Annotated in this window: 12 protein-coding genes; 5 read left to right on the top strand and 7 right to left on the bottom strand. The window is 64.1% G+C overall.

The window, feature by feature from the left end:
• Positions 1-286 precede the first annotated feature (286 nt).
• Positions 287-1,321 (top strand): DUF1835 domain-containing protein, encoded by a 1,035-nt coding sequence (locus KF886_21875; GenBank protein ID MBX3180008.1) that lies wholly within the window; start codon positions 287-289, stop codon positions 1,319-1,321.
• A 220-nt stretch (positions 1,322-1,541) separates the two neighbouring features.
• Here KF886_21875 and KF886_21880 read toward each other — a convergent pair whose 3' ends face one another.
• Both KF886_21880 and KF886_21885 read right to left on the bottom strand, forming a co-directional pair.
• Entirely contained in the window at positions 1,542-2,393 is an 852-nt protein-coding gene (locus KF886_21880) for a diaminopimelate epimerase (protein MBX3180009.1), read from the bottom strand.
• A 108-nt stretch (positions 2,394-2,501) separates the two neighbouring features.
• On the bottom strand, positions 2,502-3,491 hold the full coding sequence (locus tag KF886_21885) for a dihydrodipicolinate synthase family protein (protein ID MBX3180010.1): 990 nt from the start codon (positions 3,489-3,491) through the stop codon (positions 2,502-2,504).
• Positions 3,492-3,747: 256 nt separating this feature from the next.
• Here KF886_21885 and KF886_21890 point away from each other — a divergent pair, with 256 nt between their 5' ends.
• Both KF886_21890 and KF886_21895 read left to right on the top strand, forming a co-directional pair.
• Positions 3,748-5,154: an ISKra4 family transposase gene (locus tag KF886_21890; GenBank protein MBX3180011.1), complete on the top strand. Its 1,407-nt coding sequence runs from the start codon at positions 3,748-3,750 to the stop codon at positions 5,152-5,154.
• Between the two features lie 149 nt (positions 5,155-5,303).
• On the top strand, positions 5,304-7,007 hold the full coding sequence (locus KF886_21895; protein ID MBX3180012.1) for a sodium:solute symporter family protein: 1,704 nt from the start codon (positions 5,304-5,306) through the stop codon (positions 7,005-7,007).
• 353 nt (positions 7,008-7,360) lie between these two features.
• On the opposite strand, the gene KF886_21900 is transcribed toward KF886_21895, so the two are convergent.
• The 5 genes from KF886_21900 to KF886_21920 all read right to left on the bottom strand — a co-directional run bounded on the left by KF886_21900 (position 7,361) and on the right by KF886_21920 (position 11,253).
• Positions 7,361-8,692, bottom strand: a complete 1,332-nt coding sequence (locus tag KF886_21900) for a SpoIIE family protein phosphatase (protein ID MBX3180013.1) — start codon at positions 8,690-8,692, stop codon at positions 7,361-7,363.
• A 148-nt stretch (positions 8,693-8,840) separates the two neighbouring features.
• Entirely contained in the window at positions 8,841-9,032 is a 192-nt protein-coding gene (locus KF886_21905; protein ID MBX3180014.1) for a hypothetical protein, read from the bottom strand.
• Positions 9,033-9,048: 16 nt separating this feature from the next.
• Positions 9,049-9,249: a hypothetical protein gene (locus tag KF886_21910; protein ID MBX3180015.1), complete on the bottom strand. Its 201-nt coding sequence runs from the start codon at positions 9,247-9,249 to the stop codon at positions 9,049-9,051.
• Positions 9,246-10,166, bottom strand: a complete 921-nt coding sequence (locus KF886_21915) for a hypothetical protein (protein ID MBX3180016.1) — start codon at positions 10,164-10,166, stop codon at positions 9,246-9,248. Before KF886_21915 ends, KF886_21910 begins: the two co-directional genes overlap by 4 nt.
• A gap of 1 nt (position 10,167) precedes the next feature.
• Entirely contained in the window at positions 10,168-11,253 is a 1,086-nt protein-coding gene (locus KF886_21920; GenBank protein ID MBX3180017.1) for a PilT/PilU family type 4a pilus ATPase, read from the bottom strand.
• Between the two features lie 1,315 nt (positions 11,254-12,568).
• On the opposite strand from KF886_21920, the gene KF886_21925 reads away from it, so the two are divergent.
• Entirely contained in the window at positions 12,569-17,053 is a 4,485-nt protein-coding gene (locus KF886_21925; protein ID MBX3180018.1) for a VCBS repeat-containing protein, read from the top strand.
• A gap of 162 nt (positions 17,054-17,215) precedes the next feature.
• Positions 17,216-20,794 carry a PQQ-binding-like beta-propeller repeat protein gene (locus tag KF886_21930; protein MBX3180019.1) on the top strand — a complete coding sequence of 1,193 codons (3,579 nt, stop codon included), beginning with the start codon at positions 17,216-17,218 and terminating at the stop codon, positions 20,792-20,794.
• Positions 20,795-20,816 lie beyond the last annotated feature (22 nt).

The raw sequence follows: 20,816 nt of genomic DNA on the forward strand, positions 1-20,816 counted from the left end.
TGTAGTCCCTGTAGTCCCTTTCGTCCCTGTCGTCCCTGCGAAGCGGTCGGCGTGGATCCCTTACTCCACATTGAAACGAGCGGCTTTGTGGGTGCGGGGCCGCTGCGGTATACCCCGCATTCGACGTACGGGCGGGACAGCCCCAATCTCGCGTGGCAGGAGAACCGTCACTTTCCTTCATTGTATGCCCTTCGTTGCACTGTCCACCTTCCATTGCCCCGCCCATTGGCGTTTCATATAATCAGGGGGCCAAACTGTGTTCAACGACCCACGGGGGGCGATATCCATGAGCATAACCGACCACGGACTCCACATTGTTTCCGGCGACTCCGCAGGGGGCACATGGATTGCGGCGTTCAACGCGGAGCGGCGCCTTCTCGTCCACCGGGACGCCCTTTGTACAGGGCCACTTGTTCAGACCCGAGATATCGCGAGGTGGGAGGAGCACCGCGACAACTACTGGCGCGAAACGCTGGCAGAAAGTTACCACGACTTTTTCGGCACTCCCGACGAACGCTGCCTCGCACTGGATCTGATGGCCAATCCTGAAAGGCTGGAAGGTGATGGGCCTATCTATCTCTGGGTTGGTAGCGATATCGGTGATCAGTTGTTCAATCTGTTCGCCATCAACTTGCTCTCTACGCTCGGTGTCGATAGTGATTTGATTCGCATCGTGCAGTTCGAGCCACCTGCCAAATGGACGTTGCCGTGCCTCTCGATGGCATGTCTCGCGCCAAAGGATCTCCGTGTAATTCCCACACCTACACAGCCGAGCCGGGACATACTTGAGAACTACCAGTCCGCATGGGCAGCCGTAACGGCGGATACGCCCACTGAAATCATGCGCTTTCTTGATCGGAGTCAAAACGCCAGCCCGCACGTGAGACATGCCTTGGAGCGTCTACTACGCCGCCACCCACAATTGGATTCAGGACTCCCTCTGTTCGATGAATGGCTACTCAAAAGCGTAGCAAAACACGGCCCCGCGACCGCAAGAGTTATCGGCGAAACACTCTGCGACATCTGGGTCGCCGGTGACAATTGTGGCGATAGCACGCTCTACAAGCGGCTACTTCGCATGGCCTCCCGCGACCTGCCCAGGCCCCTCGTCGAAATCCATGGTCCGACGCAACTGTACCGAGATACCAGCGTCGCATTGACCGATTTCGGAAAAGCCGTCGTCGAAGGCGGGGCATGCTCGTGGTCAACCAACCCCATTGACGATTGGATAGGCGGAGTACGCATATCGGCCGATGCACCGCCCCAGTGGATGGTGTCAAGAGAGGGAACGCTCCGGCGACTCAGCGATTTGGACGCTTGAAGCGTTTTGTCTCAGACAAGAATGTCTGAGCCCTGTCGAACGCCATCTTGTCTTTCGCGAGCTTCCTTTGGGAATCAGGCAGCAGCATTGTTCAGCTAAATTGTTGCGGTGATGCAAAACCACCCACCGCACCGCCAGGGTGAATCCCCCTGCGGACCCAGCCAGCCGCCACCATCCCATCCGTGGTCCAGAAATAACAGTGCTCTTTGCGCCTCCACCCCTACGCCATCGGCAACGGATGGTCCCAGAGCCCGCTGTACGCCTCCGCCGCCGGCCCTTCCTGGTACACGCAGCCATCCTCCGCCCATTCAATGGTCAGCACGCCATACACCAGGTGCACGTTCACCTTCCGGTTGACGCGATCCGTGATCATCGACGCCAGCGCCGCGCCGCAGGATCCGCTGCCGCTCGCCATGGTAATGCCGCTGCCGCGCTCCCAGATACGCATCACGATATTATCGCGATCCACCACGTTGACGAATTCCACGTTGGTCTTTGCGGGGAAGCTGGGGTGCGTCTCGATCTTCGGGCCGATTTCCGCCAGGTTCACCGCCGTCGCGTCGTCCACGAAGAACACCGCGTGCGGATTGCCGATATTCGCGCAGGTCACATGCATCGTCGTTCCGTCCACTTCGATCGCCTCCTCCTTCACCTCGCCCGGCGCGCCGATCATCGGGATTTCGGACCGCTCAAACTTCGGGCGGCCCATGTTGGACCGCACCGAAATCACCCGGTGGTTCTCCACCTTCAGCTGCACCGTGTTCGGGCCGGCGAGCGTGTCGATCACGAACTCCGTCTTGTCGGTCAGGGACCGCTCGTAGACGTATTTCGCGAAGCAGCGAATGCCGTTCCCGCAGGTTTCCGCCTCGCTGCCGTCGGCATTGAAAATGCGCATGGCGAAATCGCCGCCGTGGCCCGGCTGCACTAGAATAATCCCGTCGGACCCCGCGCCCAGGTGGCGGTGGCTCATCCGCCGGGAAAGTTCCGGCCAGTCAACGTCGGGATAGTGATCCGCCTCGATGAAGTGGTAGTCGTTCCCGAGGCCGTGGAGTTTGGTGAAATGGATATTCATGGGTACTTCCCTGGATCCGCCCGGGCGGGCGGCACTGCGTCAATGGCGGTGGCCCGAAGGGTCCACCAGCTTAGAATTCCGGTTGCGGCTGGACGCCGCGGCCCGCCGCTAAACCGTGGCCGGCGCGTACTTCTCCAGTTCGCCTTCGTAGAGGGCCTTGAAGCGCGTGTAGGCGTCGTCCGACAGCGGCTGCGGATCGGTGCCGTAGGGATTCGGGTTCATCGTACGGAAGCAGGGCTTGATCGGGAAGCCCTTTTCCGTGGAATAGCGCTTCAGGAAATCGACCGGGTTCCCGCACCCCTGGCAGAGCGCGTTAACCGAGGCTTGGGCTTCCAGCGCGCCCGCGCGATCCCCCGCGTCAAAGCGTTCCTGCACCGCATTGAGAATGTGCGGGTTCAGAATCGTGCCCTGGCCGATGGCCGCCGCCGCTCCGGCGTAAAGCCCGGCGTAGAACGCGGTCTCGCAGCCCACGATATAACTGAAATCATGGTCGCGCGTCGCGTACGTCAGGTTGAAGATCAGCTCGCCGTCGGGCGAGGAGACCTTGGCCCCGCAAACATTGTCGATCTCCGCCAGCTTCGCGAGCAGCGGCCCGTCCAGATGGTAAGCGGAATTGGACGCGGGCGGCTGGTAAATGTACACCGGCAGGTCCACCGCCTCCGCGATGGCGCCGAAATAGTGCAGGAACAATTCTTCCTTGCTCCGCCCGTTGAAGTCGAGCGCCTCGGGAATGGTATGCACCACCCCGGACGCGCCCAGATCCTGAACGTACTTGCCCAGCTCGATGCCCTGCCGGATAAAGAGCGCCTCGTCCGGCCGTTTCGTATAGTCGCGGTTCCAGTGGCCGTTGCAGCCCACCAGCACCGGCTTACGCCCCGCCAGATGCCCGCACACGTTCGCGGCGAGCTGTTTTACATCGTCCACATTGAACGCGTACATCTGGCCCATGCCCGCGCGGATAAAGTACGCGTTGATACCGCCTTGCCCTTCGAGGAAGTCCAGGAAATTGCGCTGGCCGGGATCGTCCAGGGATCCGTCCTCGTTGAAGGCGGTAAACGTCGGCGCAATGCTGCCGCGGATGTGATCGGGTACGTTCATGATGGGGTGGCCTCTGATAAAAGACTCGGGTGAGATAATCGGGCGTTTGGAGCGGCGGGGCGCGGCGACTTCCGCGCGGCGACTCCGCGGCCGGGGCAAAAAGTATGACACACGGGGCGGCGCCAGTGCATTATTTGGGGTGAAGATCTGATATTACCGCTAATAGTGCTAGAGAAATATAGTTGTGGGTTCCAGGCTTGAGTCAGCTATACTAAGTGTTCTCAAGAACTTAGACCAACTCAACGAGGAACCCACAATGATTGTAGAAGAGATGATAGATTCCGCCGTGGCCGAATACAAGATAAAATTGCTCGCGCATTGCGCGGAGGCGGCCGAATCCCCGCTTACGCCCGCCTCCTCTGCTTCGGTGGTTGCGGGCCTTCACGAAGCGGCGAACGCGGCGTCGAAGGCCGCGCTGCGCGTTTTCATCGCGTCCAAGGACGAGCAACGCGATGTTATCGAGGTTGGCGGGGACACGTACAGGGTGAAGTGTGTAAGCGAGCGCAAGATCCTCTCGCCGTGGGGCCCCGTTCGGATCGAACGCAGGCTCTTTCAGAATGCCAGGGACAAGACCCATTTCCCTCTGGATGCGGCGTGGGGCATGGCTGGCGAGTTCATGATGGCCGAGGTGCGCGAAGCGGTCGCCTTTGCCTGCCTCCATGTCCCGCCGGTGGAAGCGGCCCGCCTCTTCGGGAAATGCGCCCAGTTCCGCCCACACCGCACGCAGATGCTGGGCGCGCTCGAGGGCATTGCGGCCCGCGTTGGCGAGCACCGGGAGGTGCTGGACCGGCGCATACGCGAAGCGGAGGCGGCGCCGCCGGAGGGGCGGGCGCTGGTGATTAGCGTGGACGGGGCGAACGTTCCGCTCAGGGAGCCGGGGAAGAAGCAGGGGCGCCCGAAGGAGCGGCCCGGACACGATGACAGTGAAGTGGCCAAGACGACCTATAAGAACGCCATGGCGGGATGCATCTCGTTCTACGGGGCCGTAAAAGAAGGCCAAAAGTGCCCGCAGCGCCTGCGATCCCGCTATGTCGCGCATATGCCCGAACACCTCGCGCCAACCTTCAAGCGCCGCTTCGAGGAGGAGCTTTCCGCCGCCGAGGCCCTGTGCGCGCCCGATGTGATGAAGGTCGCCCTGTGCGACGGCGCGCGCAGCATCTGGAACTATATCGACGGGAACCCGCGCTTCGCGGGTTACGAGACCCTCATCGACTACTGGCACGCGGTCGAGCACTTGTCCCTGGCCGCCGAGGCCCTCTTCGGCAAGGGCACGGATGAAGCCACAGCGTGGTACGACGAGTACGCGGACAAAATGCTCGAACGCGACGACGGTCCCAGCGCCGCGCTCAAGTCCATGGCCTACTACGCCAGAACACGCGAGCTTTCCAAGAGCCGCCTGGCAGACATCAAGGTCCAACAGACCTTCTTCGAGCGCAACAAGGCAAGAATGACCTACGCCGACTTCCGGCGCCGCGGCCTGCCCATAGGTAGCGGCCCCGTCGAGGCCGCGTGCAAAACTCTCATCAAGCAGCGGATGTGCCAGAGCGGAATGCGCTGGTCCAGAGAAGGCGGACAGAGAATCCTCGAACTGCGATGCTACGCAAAGTCAAACCGATGGGACGCGTTCTGGCAAGAGTATATGAACCTGCCGTGCGCCGCGTGAGCGGTAATATCAGAACTTCACCCATTATTTGTCGCGGGCCCCGAGTTCAACCAGGCGTAATTCAGGTTTGACATGCGCCTCGTTCCATGGAATACCATAGGCGGCTAAGTACTTGGAATTATCCAACCTGGCCTTTCGGGAGGAGTACAATGCTCGGACTTTCCGCCTGGGACTGGCTGGCGCTCGGCGCCTATCTGGTCTCCATCGTCGTCATCGGTGTCTGGAGCGCGCGCCGGATCAAAGACACCGCCGACTTTTTCATGGGCGGACGCGGCTTCGGCAAAGTCTCCATGATCTTCTACTCCTTCGGCGCCGGCACCAGCGGCAACGATGCGGTGGGCGTGGCCGCCAAGACCTACACCAACGGCCTCTCCGGCATCTGGTACGCCTGGCTATGGCTCTTCGCCACCCCCTTCTACTGGCTCATCGCGCCCGCCTTCCGCCGCATGCGCGCCATTACCACCGGCGACTACTTCGAATACCGCTACGGCCCGCTGACCGCCGCCCTCTACACCCTCGTCGGCGTGATGCAGCTCTCCGTGAATATCGGCGTCATCCTGCTGGCCTCCTCCAAATTCATCGAGGCGATCTCCTATGGCGCCATCGGGCAGACACCCGCCATCATCATAACCACCGTGCTCTTCGTGGGTTATGGCATGGCCGGCGGGCTCGCGGCGGCGATTATTACCGACCTGCTCCAGGGCATCCTGACCATCATACTCTCGTTTATGATCCTCCCCGTGGCGCTCAAGCTGGTGGGCGGTTTCTCCGGGCTCCATGAAAAAATCACCGACGATCACATGTTCAGCCTCGTGGCCCCCGGCGAGATAAACGGCTTCCACATCGCCATGTTCGGCCTCAACGCCCTCATCGGCATCGTCACCCAGCCCCACATCATGAGCGTGTGCGCGGCCGGCCGCACCGAAATGGACGGGCGGGTCGGCTTTTCCTGCGGCAACCTGCTCAAGCGCGTCTGCACCGTGGCCTGGATGCTCACCGCCCTCTGCGGCGTCGCGCTCTATATGAACCGCGAACCCGCCATCGAGCCCGACCTCGTTTACGGCGCCATGGCCCGTGAGCTGCTCCCCACGATCCTGCCCGGCCTCGTCGGCGTGTTCCTCGCCGCGCTCCTGGCCTCCGTCATGTCCTCCTGCGACGCCGCCATGGTGTCGTCCTCCGGCCTCTTCACCCAGAACTTCTACCGCCGCTACATCAAGCGGGGCGCGCCGGAAGACCACTATGTGACCGTGGGCCGCATCGCCGCGCTCATCATTGTTGTGGTCAGCATCGCCTTCGCCATGTCCGCTTCCGACGTTCCGTCGGGCCTCGAAACCTTCTGGAAGGTTCAGGCCATGATGGGCGCCGCCTTCTGGGTCGGCCTCTACTGGCGCCGCGCCACGCCCCAGGGGGCCTGGGCGGGCACCCTGGGAGCCTTCGCGGTGATGTACCTCACCAACACCCCCGCTTTCCACGCCTGGGCTCTAGCCAACCTCCCCGAATTCATGATATGGGGCGACAAATTCCGGGTCTCCTGGCAGATGTTCTCCTACCTCACCACGGGCTTCGGGCTGTGTATTCTCGTAAGCCTCGTTACGCCCCGCCTCCCCCAGGCCAAGCTGGACCGGTTTTATGACTGTCTCCACACGCCAATTCAGGAGAACGAGCCACACGCCCCGGAACCCTTCACCCTGCCCCCTGGCGTCCTGCCGGACCGCGCCGAGAAGCTCTTCCCGAATTCGGACTTCGAATTCCCCAAGCCCTCCGCCATCGGCATGATCGGATTCTTTGCCATCTGGGCCTGCGTCGGCCTGATGGTCTGGTTCGTATTCGCCATGGCAAAGTGGGGAACCTGATCCAACACCATTCATCCCCACAACAAAAACCGGGCCGCCACCGCGCGGCCCGGTTTTATTGTGACAACCATCCCGCCCGCGGCGGACCTTCGGCCTGTCCGCGGCAAAGTGAGCCCAACGCCAACACTCCCCCTGCCCCCATCAAAACCACCTCGAAAAGAAAGTGGCACAGCCGTCCCGGCTGTGCTCAGCGCCGAATGGCGCAAATGTAGGATGGCCGTCCCGGCTGTCCACCGCGCCAAAGGCGCAAAGGATCGCGGACATTTCCGCCCGCGGCGGACCTTCGGCCTGTCCGCGGCAACGTAAGCCCAGGTTCCCGAAAACCCCCGCGCCCTCTTCCGCCAACCCTACCATCAGGACCGGGCCCTCACCTCCAACGACACCAATGACAGGTCGTCGTCGAACCGCGATCCGCCCCGAAACGCCTCCAGCGCCTCCATAAGCCGGTCCTGGCAGGCCGCAAGCGGACAGCCCGCGCCGCACTGGAGTTCCCCGATCAATCGGGGAAGGCCAAACAGCTTGCGATCCCGGTTCATGACCTCCGTAAGCCCGTCGGAATACAGGTGGAGCCGATCGCCGGGCGCCAGCTGGATTACCTGCTCTTCGTACGGTTCGCTGGCCAGCCCGATCGGCAGTCCGCCGCTCCGCCGCACCGAGGGCTCGCCGTCCCGCGGAAAATGGATTGGCCCCGGGTGACCGGCGGAAACATACCGGAACGCCAGCGTCTCCGTGTCCAGCACGCCGTAGATAAACGTGAAGAACTGGCCCGTCTCCGGATCCCACGGGAAATGCACATTGAGCTCATCCGCGACGCGCGCGGGCGGGACGACGGTATAGTCCGGCGATTCCGGATCTTCCTCGCGCACCAGTGAGGAAGACAGGGCCTTGGGCGACAGAATCCGGCTGACGGAGACCGCCAGCAGCGCCGCCGCCGTGCCGTGGCCGGACACGTCCAGCAGATACAGCCCCACCGTCTTCCGGTTGATCTGAAAAATGTTCAGGATATCGCCCGCAAGCTCGTCGCACGGCTTGAACTTCCACGCAAAATCAACGCCCTTCACGCGCGGCAGCCGCTCCGGGAGCAACGAATGCTGGACGCGCGCCGCCGTCTCCAGGTTCCGCTTCATCCGCCGATTCATCCGGGTCAGCTGCTGGTTGGTCTTCTCGAGCAGCTCAAGCGCGGTCTGCACATCCGCGTTGGATCGCGTGCGATCGCTCACGTCGGACTGGATCGCGACGAAATGCGTGATCTCGCCGCTGTCGGAATGGACCGGGCTCAGCGATATCCGGTTCCAGAACGGCGACCCGTCCTTGCGGTAGCTGACAATCTCGGCCGTATAGGCGCGCCGCTCCTCGATCGCGTCCCGGATGCGCGTAAGCGTCCCCGGGTCCGTCTGCGGCCCGTGGATGAACCGCGCGCTCCGCTCGAGCACCTCCTCGCGCCCGTAACCCGTCTGCCGCTCAAACCCCGCGTTCACGTAGACAATCGGATTTCCCGCCCGGCGGACGTCGAAAATAACAATGCCCTCGTTGCTGGCCTCCATCGCCCGCTCCCGCAGATCCAGCTCCGCACGCAACCGCAGGTATTCCTCGCGGTACGCCTCCGCCTCGCGCGCATAGCGCCCCAGCTGATCGCGCAGGGACGCCGTGGTCTCGGCGGGTTCTGGTCGGGCGGACGATGACATGCTCGGACTCGCGGCCGCAATAGGCGGCGGGTTAATTGGCGTTGGGATGGTTGGGGAATGCCCCCTGATCTTAGCAGACCGGGCTTCATGCATACTATGCCCGGAAGGCCGCCGGAGTTCCACCGGGTCCGCAATACGCCAATACCCCCTACTCCGCCGTCCAGAAGCGCGCGCGGGAGCCGCCCGGAGCCACCTTGACCTCCAGCGCGCGGGCGCAACGCGGACAGTGGCCCGAATAGGCCGTCCCCTGCCGGTTCAGGTAAACCCGGCTGTACACATTGCAGCATTTGAAGAGGACCCCAATGAAGGGCCGCGCTTTTTTTTCTGGCGTCTCACCCATCGCGATGTTCCGATGTCTACCGGTTGGTCGACCGGACATCGGCCTCCTTTTCGGCTTCCTCGACCGCGCGCGCCTCCTTCGCCAGACGCCGCCGCTCGCGCCAGGCCGAAATCCGCGCGCCAACTACGCCCGAGGCGTCGATAAAGACCCACGTGCAACCCGCGGCAAAGAGACCCGCAAGAAGCGAAACCGCGATCATCAGGCCGAACTGGCTCACGGCGCCGCCTCCGGATCGGGCGCGCTCAGCGGCACGAGCGGCGGCACGCGCGGCTGCGCCGGATCCAGCGCGGGCGCCTCGGCATCCTTCTCGGCCTTGAGCGCCCGAACCTCCGCCTGAACGGCCAGCATCTCCTCCAGGAGCGCCTGATTCACCTGCTGCATCTGCTGGAGCGTGTCCGTCAGGAGAATATTCGTCTCGCGGAGCCGCCGCACCTCGGACTCCAAATGGTTCACCGTGGACAACACGCCGCCATCGGCCTCCGGGGCGGGCGGCGTCGGTGTCTCGGCGGCCTTCGGATCCGGTTCCTCGACCGCGGCGGTCGCGCGCGAATCCTTACGCTCCCGTTGCGGCTCCTCTGGCGTCCCGGCCCCGGACACACCGGCGCGGCGCACCGCAATGTCGTCAAACCAGGCCGACCCCGTTCCCAGTATCACGCAACGGACCGTGATGAAGTCCGTCCCTTCGGGAATAGCGGCGTCCAGAACCACCTCCCGCCAGTCTTCCGTGCCATACACCGGGCTGTCCGTGCTGGTCGAATAGGCCGCGAGCACCCCCCAGGGGCGCTTCCGCCAGCATTGCACCCAGATCGCCGCCTCCTTCGCGTCCTCCACCCGGATATGCCCCGTCACCCGCAGCGTCTCGCCACCGAGCGCCGCGATAATGTTCTGGCTCCAGTTGTTGACGGGCTCCTTTTCATAGGGCGCCGGCGTGTGCAGCCAGACGCTGTATTTTCCGGATCGGGCGGCGTCGGAAAGCGCCGCAACGGCCCCGGGCATCGGCTGCACGAAATGATCCCAGCGCGCGGGCTTGTCCCCCGAGAGTTCCTCGAAGCCGGGGTTGGCCAGCAGGTTCTCCGCAAGCGCGGGCGCGGCCAGAACGGCGGCGACTGCAATTCCGGCACACAACAAACGCATCTCAGCCGCCCTTGCCCATCCCCTGCATCCGCAGTTTGAGGTCCTTCGCGCTCGTCGCGTTCGCCAGCGCGATCTCCGCCGTAATCTTGCCCTCCTTGTACAGATCGTAGAGCGCCTGATCGAAGGTCTGCATCCCGTACTGGTCGTTGCCCTCCTCGATCAGCTGCACGATATCCTTGAAGGACTTCCCCTTTTCGATGAAATCGCGAACCGTGCGCGTCCCCAGCAGAATCTCCGCCGCCACGCACCGGCCCGTGCCGGACGCCAGCGGTATAATGCGCTGCGAAACCACGCCCCGCAGCACCGATGCGAGCTGCTTGCGGATCTGGATCTGCTGGTGCGGCTCGAAGAAATCGATCACGCGGTTGAGCGTCTCCACGGCGTCGACCGTGTGCAGCGTAGAGAACACCAGGTGGCCCGTCTCGGCGGACGCCAGCGCCGTGCGCACGGTCTCCGCGTCGCGCATTTCGCCAATCAGGATCACGTCGGGGTCCTGGCGAAGCGCCCCGCGCAGCGCGTTCGCGAAGGAAAGTGTGTCGTGGCCGATCTCGCGCTGCGTTACAATGGCCATCTTATCGCGATGCAGGAATTCCACCGGATCCTCCACCGTGATGATGTGGTCGGGCCGGTTCTCGTTGATATCGTTGATGAGCGCCGCGAGCGTCGTCGACTTACCGCTGCCGGTGGGGCCCGTCACGAGCACCAGGCCGTTCTTCAGCACACAGAGCTTCTTGAGCACCGCCGGCAGGTTCAATTCCTCGATCGTCTTGATATCCAGCGGGATAAGGCGCATCACAATCCGCGTGTCGCCGTCGTCCTTGCACACGTTGATGCGAAATCGCGCCTTGCCCTCGTAAAAATACGAGTTGTCCAACTCCATCACCTTCTGAAACTTCGCAATATCGCTCGGGCTCGCGATCTCCTTGAGCATATGCTGGAGATCGTCCTCGGTCAAGGCGGCCTCGCCCTCCAGACGGACCAGCTTGCCATCGATCCGGAATATCGGCGGGTTGCCCTCCTTCAGATGGATATCGGAGGCACTGCGCTCCAGCGCCCCCTGCATCAACTGTTCCACCGTCTTGGCCATGAGTATCGCTTCCTTTCCCTGAGGCTCCACGCCCGCGCGAACGCAAAACGCGCACCGCCTTGCCCGTATTCCGGCGCGCGGCGCGACACGCTACCGTCCCGGCACATTAACGCACAGCCCCGGGGATCGAGTCAATCCGCCCGGAACCCGCGCCGCCTGCCCTCGCATAAGAAGCATCGGAGTAGCTGCCGCTGTGAAATATCGTAACACTTCAGCCGTATGAAGCACCCCTGGTGGGAGAGCATGTCTCGGTCAAGAGAGCGTGAATCGAAGGATCGCGGACATTCCTGTCCGCGGCAAAGTGAGCCCACCTCCAAAAAGTTCCCCTCACCCCACCAAAACCACCCCGAAGGGAAAGTGGCACAGCCGTCCCGGCAGTCCAAGCGCCGCAGGCGAGGGTCGCGGACATTCTTGTCTGCGGCAGGAGGAGCGCAAGACTTCATGTGATTGCTGCGCTTGTGTATAGACCCCGGTCCCGAATGGATTCCAGTTTTGGGGACGCCGGGAATCTATTCCAGGCCAGCCTTGCCCGTTGAAAGCCGACGCAGGCGTTGCCGCAGGCAGGCCGAAGGTGCGCCGTGGCGGAAATGCCCGCGATCCTTTAGCCGTGCTTCCTCTCAGAATTACCGGAGCGCTTGCAATTATACCTGCTCCCTGCTTCATACGGCTAACGTATTACCTATTTTCTATCCGTGTCATCCGTGTAATCCGTGGTCACAACTCCTGATCGCGGCCGGCCGCCGCTCCCGGCGCATTCGTGTGCATTGGTGTCCATTCGTGGTCAAAAACACACCCTCATTCAACCACCCAATCCCTCTGCATACAAGAAATCACCCTATGCGCTCTCTGCGCTCTCTGCGGTTAGAGCTATTCTCTGTTTTTCTTCGTGACCTTCGCGCCCTTCGTGGTGATCATTTCTTTGGTTGTTCTTTGTGTTCTTTGTGCTCTTTGTGGCTCCAAATTCAATCCCCCCCGCCGTGACCGAGCGTCGCGCACCGGATCGTCTCCCTGGCGTCTTTGCGCCTTCGCGCCTTCGCGTGAATGTCTTTCCTACTCCAACTTCTTTCCTTCGTAATCCGTGCTCAAAATTCCTGATCGCGGCCAGCGGCTGCCCCACGCGATTCGCGTTCATTCGCGTTCATTCGCGGTTCAAAATCTTCGGGCGCGGCCAGAGGCGGCCCTGCGGCAACTCGCGTCTCATACCCGCACCCGCCGCCCACCCACCCACGCGACAAATGCGGCGCTTTGCAGTATAATCAGGGAAAGCCTGCGGTGCTGGGGCTGCACGGCTGAACCGAAAACAGAGGAAGATTACGTGAAAAAGATCGCAGTTTTCACCATTATCGCGGTTTTCACCGCCGCCGCCCTTGCATTCGGGCCCGATTCGGCGCCCGCCCACGGAGCCGCCGAAGCCCCAACCGCTCCCCTCAAGGGCGCGCGCGTGGCGCGGCCAAAGGCCGCCAAACAGGTCGAGGCGACCGACCGGCTCCGCCACGAGGAATGGGGACAGACCAATTACGGCGACGGATTCGTCTACGGCCCGACCAATCGGCGCTCCGGCATGACCATGGTGGATATCGACCTCGACGGGGACAACGACTTCGTCTTCCCGGGAATCATCACCAGCCCGCAACTGGTGCGCAACCTGGGTTCGAACAGCGCATTCTTCCCGGGCGGCTCGGCGACACTGGAGGCGGATCCCCTCCCGGCGTTCACCACGTGGGACCTGAACATGGACTTCGCCGACCTCAACGGCGACGGCCTGCCGGATCTGGTGGCTGTCGTGAACTTCGAGAACGGCGCCGGCACCTTTACCAAGCAGATCGCGCTCTACTTCAACGAGGGCCCGCGCACGGAACCGGTGTTTGCGTTTCAGGGCATCATCTACACCAGCACGCAGCACTCGGACGACCAGCGGGCCATGTGGGTCGCGCTCGCGGATATCAACGCGGACGGGTTGACCGACCTCTTCGTGGCCGAGGCGTGGATCTTCGAGGCGGAACGCCAGCACCGCGTGTATCTGGCCCGGAATGAGGGCACGGTGGAGGCGCCGGTGTTCAGCGAGTTTAACGAAATCCCCGAACTCGGCGAACTGCTCCCCGCGCGGATCGAATCGAAGGACCTGAAGGCCGCGCTGGGCGACACCTACGCCGCCCCGCCCGCCGAACCGGCCAAAAGCCGCTCCGCCAAGCAGTCCTCCTTCTCGTACAACCTCGGCGATATCGCGCTGTATGACTGGGACTTCGACGGGCTGCTCGATTTCATGTTCTATGATCGCACCAACGGCCTCACCCTGGTGCGCAATATCGGCTCGGAAACCGAACCGGCATGGAACGATGACATCGGCACGGATTTCGTCACCTACATCTACGAGCACAGCGTCCTCGACGATCTGACCTATGCCGAGGGAACCTTCGCTATCCGCGAGAATCCCGATTCCGCAAGGCCCGGAGCCGAGTGGACCCGCGATATCTTCGTGTCGGTAAACAGCCGCCTGAAAAACTACCGCTTCTTCGTGAACGAAGGCGAGAACGGCGCCTACCGCCTCAACCGCGTAAACGCCGTCGCCTTTCCCGCGGGCCAGGGCGACGTGGCCTTCTGGGATTACGACGGAGACGGCGACCTGGACATGTTCCGCACGGGCGTGAGCTCGACCGCGGAAACCAACCTGATCATGTTCGAAAACAAGGGCGCGCCCTACGCCCCGGCCTGGGCCGAGTTCGAGTCCAAGTTCAGCATCACTTCCGTCCCGTTGAACGCGGGTTCCGCCGAAAACTTCTACCGCAACGACCTGTTCACCTTCGTCGATCACGATGCGGACGGCCGGGTCTCCCTGTTTGTACAGGGCCTCGACGGCTACATCCGGCAGTACGACCCGCCCGCCGTACAGACGCCCGGTGTCGCGCCCGTCTTTACGCTGCTGGACACCGATTTCGCCGGCTCGGTGCATCCCGATGACGAGGTGACCACGCCGCGCGGATTCACCATCATCGATTTTGACCAGTTCGAGGATGGATACGCCGAACTGATCACCGCGTACTCCTATCCCGGCAACACGACATTGCGGGTCATCGACACCTACCTCGGCACCGCCTACGACCTCAACGAGGGCACGCTGCCCCCCGACTTCCTCCCGGATCCCGACGATCCGTCGCAGCCGCTTGACCCGATCCTGATCGAGGCGATGACGAGCGGCGACCTGAACCTCGACGGCTTCCCCGACCTCGTTATCACCATGTCGGAAACCAACGACTACGAAGACACGGAGATTCACTTCTACATCAACGAGCCGCTCGACTTCGAGGAGCACAACAATTTCGAAATCCCGGCGTTTCGCTTCGTCTACGGCGGGCGGCTCGACGAGGCGTACAACACCGACCACCGCTTCGGGCGCATGCCGAAGATCGCCGATCTGGACGCCGACGGCGACAACGACCTGTTCATCGCCCACCGGTACCCGGACAACCACGGGAGCAACCTGCGCTCCTACCTCCGCTACTACCGAAACGTGGTCGACTCCGGGCTCGATGTCTATCGCACCCGCCTCATTACGAACCAGCTGGTCGACCTCAGCGTGAATGGCGAACAGCCCGACTACATCCAGATCCTGAACAATAGCGGCGGCTCGCTCGTGGACCAGGCGCTCTACCAGACCGGCGGCAACGCCCCGGCCATCGACGCCCTGCAGAGCATCGGCCTCGAACGGAACGCCCGCGTTTTCCTGGATGTACTCCCGGAAGTGGGCCCGAATGAGTCCAAGGCAATCATCGTCGTCGGCGACACCGCGGACGACGTGCTCTACGACACGTTTTCGTCGCTCGCGGGCTTCGCCTATTTCGTGCTGCGCTCCGAGGGGCTCCCCGCGGAGAGCATTCGCTTCTACGCCGACGGCCCCGTGGACGGCGACGGCGACGGAACAAACGACGTGAACGGCGTCCCCTCGCTCGCCAGCCTGCAGGAGTCCATCACGCAGTGGGCGCGTGGCACGGAGAAGCTACTGGTGTACCTGGTCGATCACGGGCAGCGCGATCGCTTCCGCATGAACGCCACGGAATACCTGGAGGCGAATGATCTAGATTCGTGGTACGACGCCCTGCAAAACGTGCCCCTGGACGAGCGGCCCGTCATTACCACGCTGATCGACACCTGCGAGGCCGGATCCTTCATTGACAACCTGGCGCTCAGCAAGGCCCAGAAGGCCGACGAGAAGGGCATCGAGACCCTGCAGCGCATCACCATGACGAGTTCCGGCGTGGGGCCGGTCGAGGGCGTGGCCCTCTTCGATCAGGCGCAGTACATCAGCTTCTCGTTGAACTTCTGGTTTAACATCTTCAACGGCAAAGACTACGGGCCCGCCTTCGACGAGGCCAAGATCGCCATCGAGGCGATCAACCCGCTCCAGGTCCCCCAGATCGACAGCGACGGCAACGGCGTGGCCAACGAGGGCGCCGACAGCGCCCTGGCCACCGGACACCGCCCGGGCGCCCGCTTCGATATTCAGGTGCCCGGCGTCTTCATTGGCCAGGTCACCACGGACCAGGCCATCAACAGCAACAGCGCCACCCTCGGGCTCGGCGACATCTCCTCCCCGTTCCCGGTGGAAGGCGCCGGCGCGCTCATCGTCCCGCCCAACTTCCAGCGGCCGTCGCTTGTCAACGATGACGAACAGCCCATCTCCGGCCTCGACTTCATCGATTTCACCTTCGACAGCACAAGCCGGCGCTGGTCCGGAACCTACAATGGGTTCAACCAGGGCGGCCTCTACCAGATCCAGTACTTCATCCGGTCGGGTGGCCAGTTCCACGCCTCGCCGCGCATCGGCTTCGTCGACCGGATCAATATTCCGGACGCCTGGGAGGACGATGATACGCCGGAACGCGCCCAGTGGATACCCATAAACTCGGTGCAGGGCCACAACTTCCACGACACCGGCGACGAGGACTGGGTCCGCTTTTCGCCCTTGCCCGACCAGACCGCGACCATCGCGATCGTAAATCCCGGCCCGAACAACCAGCCGGTGGTCACGATGTACCGCGCGGAGGACGTCCTCGAACTGGGCGCGGGCGCCACGCCCGTTCGCGTGGAGCAAAGCGCGCTGCCGGGCGAAAGCCTCACCTTCGAACACCACTTCACCGACTCGGAGCAATACCTGTTGCGCGTGGCCAACGCCGACCCGAGCGTCAGCGGGCAGGGCACCTCGTACCTCCTGCTGGTGGCCATGGGCACCGGCGGCGCGGACCTTATCCCCACCACGCTGATCGTCAGCGTCGTGGATTCCAGCGTAAATGCCGGCGTGGCGAACGCGGATGTCATGTTCAATGGCCGCAAGGTGGGCAAGACCAACCGGCACGGCATCTGCCAGATGTCGGTCAGCGCCTACGGCCAGTACGCGGTCACCTGCGAGAGCCCGGGTTATATCACCAACACCGTGAATGTTCGGGTAAACAACATCATCGAGGAGGCCAACCTCGTGATGACCCCGATCGCGGCGGAGGGTGAAGGCGAGGGCGAAGGTGAGGGTGAAGGCGAAGGCGAGGGCGAAGGCGAGGGCGAGGGCGAGGGCGAGGGCGAGGGCGAGGGCGAGGGTGAGGGTGAGGGCGAGGGCGAGGGCGAAGGCGAAGGTGAGGGCGAAGGCGAGGGCGAAGGTGAGGGCGAAGGCGAAACACCAAAGCCGAATCCCGCGTGCGCGCCCGTTCCCGGAGCCAAAGGCGGCTCGGGCAGCGACATCGCCATGATGCTGTTCATCCTCGCCGGCCTGCTCTGGTGCAGCCGGCGGCAGGTGGGCCGCGCCGCGGACTGACCCGCACAATGGAGTAACATTCCCTTAACGGGCCGCGGTCATCGTGACCGCGGCCCGTTTCGTATTTCCCGGACCACGCTGAACCGCGCCAGGTGGATTCAACCGGGGCGCGTGTGCCAGCATTTCGAGCGTGATTCCAACCTTCCCCGGAGAACTGCCGCCATGACACAACGCCTGTTTCGACCCTGGGTCCTGCTTGCCGTACTGATCGCCCTGCTCGCGGTTCCCCGCGCCCCCACGCTCGCCGCACAGGCGGGTAGTGAGGCCCTCTTTCAGCGCGACAACCTCGTGGCTTGGTGCATCGTGCCCTTCGACAACCGAAAGCGCGGCCCGGAGGAACGCGCCGAGATGATGGCGCGCCTCGGCATCAAGCGCTTCGCCTACGACTGGCGCGCGGAGCACATCCCCACCTTCGACGAGGAAATGGAGGCGCTCAAGCGCTACGGGATCGAATTGACCGCCTTCTGGTTCCCGGGCGCGCTGAACGACGAGGCGCGCATCATCCTCGACCTGCTCAAGCGCCACGAAATCAAGACCCAGCTCTGGATCACCATGGGCGGCGGCGACATCGAATGCACGCCGGAGGAGCAGGAAGCGCGCGTCCGCCAACACGCGGATGTCATCCGCCCCATCGCCGAGGCCGCCGCGGAGATCGGTTGCACGGTCGGCCTCTACAACCACGGCGCCTGGTTCGGCGAGCCAGACAACCAGATCGCGATCATCCAGGTGCTGAACCTGCCGAACGTGGGCATCGTCTACAACCTCCACCACGGCCACGACCAGGTGGATGATCTCGCCGGCCTGCTGGAACGCATGATGCCCTACCTCTACTGTTTCAACCTCAACGGAATGAACCCGGAGGGCGACAAGAAGGGCCAGAAGATCCTGCCGATCGCCCAGGGCGAACTGGACCTCCAGCTCCTCAAGATCCTGAAGGACAGCGGCTACGCCGGTCCCGTTGGCATCCTGGGCCACACCGACGACGACGCGGAGGACACGCTCCGCGACAACCTGGAAGGCCTGGACTGGCTCCTGCCGCAACTCGATGGCGGCGCGCCGCCCGGACCGAAGCCCGTGCCCCAGCGCGCCAGCCTGCGTTCGGCCGCGCAGGGCGCCCCCTCCCTCTCCGCCGCGCACGGCATGGCGCTGTCCGGCGGTCTCGTGGTCGAGGGCAAACCGGAATACGCCGCGCCGCCCCTCACCGTCGGCCTCAACGCGCGGATCGACGGCGCGGCCTCCTTCAATATTCTCGCCGCCCACCACACCAAAGCCTCTGGCGCGCACTGGGAGATCTTCACCGAGGCCGGCAGCGGCCACCTGTCCGCCTACCTCCCGGGCATGGACCCCGATCACCTCCGCACGGGCGTCTCCATCGCCGACGGCCAGTGGCGGCGCGTCACCTTTCAATACGCCCCGGATGCCGTCCGCCTCTATCTGGACGGCGCCCTCGCCGGCGAGACCGCCATCCGCGCGCGCGGCCTCCCCGCCGTACCCGGAGGACTCGCCTTCGGGCGCCTCGTGGAAGGCGGGTTCGGCTGCGACGGCCTCGTGGATGATGTGCACATCGCCCGCGGCATCCAGCCGCCCGACCCGATGAACGCCGGACCGCCCGCCCCCGGTGAGCATACCATCGGCGTCTGGAACTTCGATGATCGGTCCGCCGAAACCGAGGCCCGCACACCCGATGTGGAGAACCCGGACTTCCGCGCGGCGCTCCCCGAATTTCAGGTCATCCCGGCGGCCCCGGCGGATCGGCTGACCCCGGCGAATGGCTCTCCGGCGCCGGACGCCTATCAAACCTGGACCCGCTCGCACGGCGACGCCACGAACAGCCGTTACACGGCGAGCGCACAGATCAACCGAGACACCGTCAAGAACCTTCAGGTCGCGTGGACCTACCGCAGTGGAGACGGAGAGGGGCACATCCAATGCAACCCCATCGTGGTGGGTGCGACCCTCTACGTCCCCACGCCCGGCAACGCCCTCGCCGCGCTCGACGCCCGCACCGGCGCGGAGTTGTGGCGCTTCCGCGGCGAAGGCCGCCCGGCCCACCGCGGGCTGGTCTACTGGCCCGGTGAAGGCGAACACGCGCCCCGCCTCCTGGTGAGCATCGGGTCCGACCTCTGGGCCCTCGACCCCGCAACCGGCGCGCCCATCACAGCGTTCGGCGACGGCGGCAAGGTCGCCGCGGGCGTTTCGGTCGTCGCCGGCGCGGTCTACGGGCGCGTGCTGGTGCTCCCCGGCTTCGAGCGGGATGTCTGGGGCATCGACGCCGTCACGGGCGAACGCCGCTGGACCTTCCACACCATCCCGGCGGGCGATCAGTTCGGCGCCGACACCTGGGAAAACATCGAGACCGGCGCGAACTGCTGGGGCGGCATGGCGCTCGACGAACAACGGGGCATCGCCTACATCGCCACCGGATCGCCCAAGCCCAACTTCGTCGGCGTACACCACACCGGGCGCAACCTATTCGCCAACAGCGTCATCGCGCTGGACGCCCTCACCGGCGAACGGAAATGGCACTTTCAGGAAATCCGCCACGACATCTGGGACCTGGACATCCCCGCACCGCCGAACCTGGTCACCGTGACAAAAGACGGCAAGCGGGTGGACGCTGTGGCGCAGGTCACCAAGATCGGGAACACCCTGCTGCTCGATCGCGTGACCGGCGAGCCGCTCTACCCGGTCCGCCTCCGCCGCGCGCCGGGGTCCGCCCTGCCCGGCGAGCGCACCTGGTCCTACCAGCCGGACATTGACCTGCCCGAACCCTTCGCGCGCCTGAATTTCTCGCCGGAGGACATCACGCGGCGCAGCGACGAGGCCCACACCTACGTGAGCAACATCGTGAACCAGGGCAATCACGGCTTCTTCGAGCCCTTCACGGAAGGCAAGCCCACCATCTTCTACGGGCTGCACGGCGGCGCCGAATGGACCGGCGCGGCCTATGACCCCGCGTCCTCCCGCCTCTACGTCACGGCGAACGAGATGGCCTGGAGCATCACCGTCATCCGGGCCACCGAGATCCGCCGCGCGCCGGGACAGCCCCCCAGCCGGGGACAGCGGCTCTACGAGGAGCGCTGCATGCAGTGCCACGGCGCGGGCTTCGAGGGCAACAGCATCTCCCCGCCGCTGATCGGCCTGCCGGGCCGCCTGGACGACGCGGCCGTCCGGGCGCTCCTGAAAACCGGGCGCAACGCGATGCCGGCGGCGGAGGGCCTCACCCCGGAGGACGAGCAGGCGCTGCTGGACTACGTCTTCCTGCGCGAGCCCGGGCTGGAGGTCGTGCAGCCGTCCGACGGCGGCGTGCCGCGCTACACCTTCAACGGCTACAACAAGCTGTTGGACCACGAAGGCTACCCCGGCGTGAAGCCGCCCTGGGGCACGCTGAACTGCATCGACCTGAACACGGGCCGGCTCGCGTGGAAGGTCCCCCTCGGCCATTACCCCGAACTAGCGATCTGGGGCGAAGACGATACGGGCGCCGAGAACTTCGGCGGCGCCATGGTCACGGCGGGCGGGCTCGTCTTCTGCGCCGGAACGCCGGACAACCTCATCCGCGCCTTCGACGCCGAGTCCGGCGCCGAGCTCTGGCGCCATGAACTGCCCTTCGGCGGCTACGCCCCGCCCGCAAGCTACGAAGTCGATGGCCGGCAATACGTCGTTATCGCGGCGACCGGCGGCGGCAAGCTCGGCACGGAAACGGGCGATGCGTGGGTGGCGTTCGCGCTCCCCGAATAAAAAAACCGGCGCGATCCGCGCG

This window comes from Candidatus Hydrogenedentota bacterium, assembly GCA_019637335.1.
Lineage (GTDB): Bacteria > Hydrogenedentota > Hydrogenedentia > Hydrogenedentales > JAEUWI01 > JAEUWI01.